The 4,223-nt window shown below is 72.9% G+C and carries 4 protein-coding genes and 1 pseudogene; 3 read left to right on the top strand and 2 right to left on the bottom strand.

Annotated features, from left to right (window positions below; translation table 11 throughout):
• The first annotated feature begins 261 nt into the window (after positions 1-261).
• Complete coding sequence (locus tag PROKR_RS03065) at positions 262-792, top strand: MarR family winged helix-turn-helix transcriptional regulator (protein ID WP_211240012.1); 531 nt, start codon at positions 262-264, stop codon at positions 790-792.
• Between the two features lie 77 nt (positions 793-869).
• A complete protein-coding gene (locus PROKR_RS03070; RefSeq protein WP_036959444.1) occupies positions 870-2,306 on the top strand; it encodes an MDR family MFS transporter in 1,437 nt (478 codons plus the stop codon).
• A 3-nt stretch (positions 2,307-2,309) separates the two neighbouring features.
• On the opposite strand, the gene PROKR_RS03075 is transcribed toward PROKR_RS03070, so the two are convergent.
• Positions 2,310-2,738: a helix-turn-helix domain-containing protein gene (locus PROKR_RS03075; protein WP_020014006.1), complete on the bottom strand. Its 429-nt coding sequence runs from the start codon at positions 2,736-2,738 to the stop codon at positions 2,310-2,312.
• 62 nt (positions 2,739-2,800) lie between these two features.
• Here PROKR_RS03075 and PROKR_RS03080 point away from each other — a divergent pair, with 62 nt between their 5' ends.
• Positions 2,801-3,739 carry an NAD(P)/FAD-dependent oxidoreductase gene (locus tag PROKR_RS03080; protein WP_036959445.1) on the top strand — a complete coding sequence of 313 codons (939 nt, stop codon included), beginning with the start codon at positions 2,801-2,803 and terminating at the stop codon, positions 3,737-3,739.
• A gap of 152 nt (positions 3,740-3,891) precedes the next feature.
• Here PROKR_RS03080 and PROKR_RS03085 read toward each other — a convergent pair.
• A pseudogene (locus PROKR_RS03085) lies at positions 3,892-4,223 on the bottom strand (DNA primase); the annotation flags it as partial.

Here is a 4,223-nt window from a genome sequence, read left to right on the forward strand (position 1 = left end):
CGGCGGGCCGCCCACGAACACTGCCGCCATGTCGGCGAACGTGTCCGCCGCGGGGGTGAGCAGACGGTCGCCGAGCGCGGCCGCCAGCGGTGCGAGGGCTTCGTCGAGCGCCTCGGGTGAGGTGCCTGTGGTGCCGGGGGTTTCCTGCGTGGCCATCGTCGAGCCTCCGTCTGAGGTGCCGAAACTTCCAGACCGCCAACGTTAGACATCTAAGGATTAGGCGTCAATGCATTTTGGTGACGGTCGAACTACCCTTCGTCCATGCAACCAAGCGGGCGGGCGGACGGCGATCCAGGCGACACCGCACAGGGGGTGAACCCGGGTCCGGTCCCCGTCGCGGTCGCGATGTGGCAGTCCGTGCACCGCGTGATGCGGGCGTTCGACGCGCACCTCTCGGAGCAGGGCGCGACCTGGCAGGTCTGGCACATCCTGCTCGCCGTGCACCAGGGCACACCCGCCACCCAGCGCGAGCTGGCGCACGCCGTCGGCATCCGGGAGGCCACCCTCACGCACCACCTGCGCGGCATGGAGGACAGGGGGCTGATCGTCCGCAGCCGCCAGGAGAACAACCGGCGCGTGCAACGCATCGAGGTCACCGAGGCGGGCGAGGCGCTCTTCCGCCGGCTCAAGACGCAGGCGATCGAGTTCGACCGGACCCTGCGGGACGCGATCGGCCCCGGCGAGGACGACGTCGGGGCGTTCTTCGCGACGCTCACCCGCCTTGCCGACTCCGTACCTGACGGCGGGCGCGACATCCCGCCGGAGGGCTGGCCGGGCAACCGCCGGGAATAAAACACCCGATGACCGGGAATAGGCGGTGCCCCGGGCAACCTTGTACGTGTCGTGCAGCACACCCCGGAACCCCAGGCATGACCGCGACGTCCACCACCACCGACACGCGGCTCGGCCTGCGCGGCGACCGTGGTCCCATCCTCGGCGCACTCATGCTCGCCACGGCGCTGGTGGCGCTCGACGCCACGATCCTCGCCACGGCCTCGACCACGATCGCACGCGAGCTCGGCGCGTTCGAGCAGGTCCCCTGGCTCTTCTCCGCGTACACGCTGGCCCAGGCCGTGACCGTCCCGCTGTACGGGCGGCTGGCCGACGTGTTCGGCCGCAAGCGCGTGATCCTCGTCGGCATCGCGTTGTTCGTGCTCGGGTCGGTCCTGTGCGCCGTGGCGTGGAGCATGCCGGCCCTGATCTGGTTCCGGGTGCTGCAGGGCCTGGGCGCGGGCGCGATCCTGCCGATGTCCATGACGATCACGAGCGACATCTACACGCTCGCCGAGCGCGCCAGGACGCAGGGCTACATGGCCAGCGTGTGGGCGGTCTCCTCGGTGCTCGGCCCGACGCTGGGCGGCGTGTTCAGCCAGTTCGTGAGCTGGCGCTGGATCTTCTGGGTCAACGTGCCGATCGGGGCCGTGGCCCTGTTCGCGATCTGGCGCAAGTTCCACGAGAAGGAGCGCGACGGCGCCCGCGAGCCCGTCGACTACGTGGGCGCCGTGCTGCTCACGGGTGGCAGCACGCTGCTCGTGCTCGGACTGCTGGAGGGCGGCCACGCCTGGGGCTGGGCCTCCGCGCAGTCGATCGCGATCTTCGTCGCCGCGGTGGCGCTGCTGGTCGCGTTCGCCCTGGCCGCGCGCCGCAACCCGCACCCGATCTTCGACCTGCGGCTGCTGCGCCGCCGCGTGGTGGGCGCGTCGACGGCGGCGTCGCTGATGGTCGGCGTCATCACGCTCGGCCTGTCCACCTACATCCCGATCTACGCGCAGGGTGTGCTCGGCGTCGGGCCGCTGGTGGCCGGGTTCGCGCTGGCCGCACTCACGCTCGGCTGGCCCATCGCGGCCACCCTGTCGGGGCGCGTCTACCTCGCGATCGGCTTCCGCTGGACCAGCACCATCGGCTCGGTGGTCGTGCTGGCGGGGGCGCTGCTCACCCTCCTGCTCGACGCCGACGCCGCCGTCTGGCAGATCTCGGCCGCCGTGTTCGTGATCGGGCTGGGCATGGGCCTCGTGGCCGTGCCGACCCTGCTCGCCGCCCAGCACAGCGTGGGCTGGGGCGAGCGCGGCGCGGTGACCGCCACCAACATGTTCGCCCGGTCGATCGGGCAGGCCGTCGGAGTTGCCGCGCTCGGCGCGGTGGTCAACGCCCTGACCGTCGTCGGCGCGGACGGCACGCCCGAGGGGGCGGGGCTGGCGAACGCCATGCACCTGGTCTTCTGGTGCGTCGTGGCCTGCGCCGCCGTGATGATCGGGACGGTGCTGCTGCTCCCCCGCGACAACCCGAAGGTCACGCAGTCCGTGTGACGGTTACGCGGTCGGCGTGACCGCGAAGCCCTCCCGGACTCCGTCGAGCACGTCCTGCACGTGCTTGCGGAACCCGGGGCAGGTCGCGATGTCGTGCGCGCGGCACTGCAGCGCGTGCTCCGTCATCGCGCGGGACGCCGCCATGTCGGCCATCCGGCGGTCCAGGTCCGCGATGTGCGCCTCCAGGACCTGGTGCCGGTCGTACGCCCCGGCGTCGAGCATGACCCGCACCTGCTCCAGGCTCATGCCCGCCGCCTTGCTGCGCACGATGACGCCCACCCGCACGACGTCGTCCCGCCCGTAGCGCCGCCGCCCGGCGCCGTCGCGCGCGGGCCGCAGCAGGTCCTCGTCCTCCCAGTAGCGCAGCACATGGGTCTCCAGCCCGAACCGACGGGCCGTCTCGCCGACCGACCAGGTCTCGCTTGACTTCATGTCAACATGAAGTCACATCCTGGGGTGGTACCGCAAGACGTCCCGGGAAACGGAGCCCTGCCATGTCTGCCACACCCCCACTGAACTCCTACGACGCCGTCGTGATCGGCGGCGGTCCCGCCGGGCTGCAGGCCGCCCTCACGCTCGGCCGCATGCACCGGCGCGTGCTGCTGCTCGACTCCGGCGAGTACCGCAACGCCACCGCCGAGCACATGCACAACGTGGTGACCAACGACGGCCGGCCCCCGGCGGAGTTCCGCGCCGTTGCCCGCGGCGAGCTCGCCGGCTACGCGACGGTGACCGTCCGAGAGGGCGCCGCGACCGCCGTCGCGCCCGACGGCGCCGGGTTCCGGGTCGAGGTGGGCGGAGAGCACCTGACCACCCGCGGCGTCGTGCTCGCGACCGGCCTGCGCGACACCCTGCCCTCGATCCCCGGGCTGGAGCCGCTGTTCGGCACCGTCGCGGCCGTGTGCCCCTACTGCCACGGGCACGAGCTCAGCGGCAAGCCCGTCGCCGTCCTCGGCAGCGGGCCGCACGTCGCCCGGGTCGCGTTCCTGCTGGAGCGCATCGCGAGCCGCCTGACCGTCCTGGCCGACGGCGGCGACCTCGACGCCGACACCCGCACCCTCCTGGCCGACGGCGGGGTGGCCGTGCGGCCCGAACCCATCAAGGAGCTCGTGCCCACGGCCGACGGCGCGCGCGTCGTCCTCGCGGACGGGCCGGACGAGGAGGTGGGCGGCATCTTCGTGGCCGCCGAGTTCGGTCAGCGGGCGCCGTTCGCGGAGCAGCTCGGGCTGACGCTGCTGCCGTCGGGTGCCGTCGAGGTCGACGCGATGGCCCGCACCAGCCTGCCCGGCGTGTTCGCGGCCGGCGACATGGCGCACACCGCGGCGATGCCGGGGCCGATGGCGTCGGTGCTCATGGCGGCGGCGTCGGGCCAGCTCGCGGCGGTGTCCCTGGACGCGGACCTCCTGGGCAGGGACCACCCGGCGCCGGCCTGACCCGCTGCGGGTCGGCACTCCCCTGACCCCGGACCTGCCAGTTCGGCAGTCTGCATCGAGATCGGTCCAGCGCTGGACCGATCTCGATGCAAAGTGCCGACCTCAGAAGCAGCGTCGCAGGAGAGTGGCGACCTCAGCAGCCAACCCGGCCCTCATGCGCTCTCGCGCAGCGCCCTGCGCTCGCTCTCGATCGCGAGCAGCTCGGCGAACGCCGCGTTGTAGGCGCTCTCGTCGGACGGGTCCAGCCGCTGCAGGCGGCTGCGCGCGTCGTCGACCCGGCGCTTGAGACCCAGGTCGACGACGCGCCGCACCAGGCCCTCGACGAACGCCGCGACGGCCGCCTCCCGGTCCTCGGGGAGCGACGCGACCGACAGCTGGGTCACCACGATCGCCACCGACTCCGGGGACTGCTCCAGCACCGCCGCGACCCACTGCGCGGCCGACAGCTCGCGCCCGACGGCCACACCCCCGGCCGCCCGGATCG

Origin of the sequence: Promicromonospora kroppenstedtii DSM 19349 (assembly GCF_000515355.1) — a bacterium.
Lineage (GTDB): Bacteria > Actinomycetota > Actinomycetes > Actinomycetales > Cellulomonadaceae > Promicromonospora > Promicromonospora kroppenstedtii.

Excerpts from the sequence above, each read along its gene's own strand:
- PROKR_RS03065 (WP_211240012.1), top strand. The coding sequence starts at position 262 with ATGCAACCAAGCGGGCGGGCGGACGGCGATCCAGGCGACACCGCACAG.
- PROKR_RS03070 (WP_036959444.1), top strand. The coding sequence starts at position 870 with ATGACCGCGACGTCCACCACCACCGACACGCGGCTCGGCCTGCGCGGC.
- PROKR_RS03075 (WP_020014006.1), bottom strand. The coding sequence starts at position 2,738 with ATGAAGTCAAGCGAGACCTGGTCGGTCGGCGAGACGGCCCGTCGGTTC.
- PROKR_RS03080 (WP_036959445.1), top strand. The coding sequence starts at position 2,801 with ATGTCTGCCACACCCCCACTGAACTCCTACGACGCCGTCGTGATCGGC.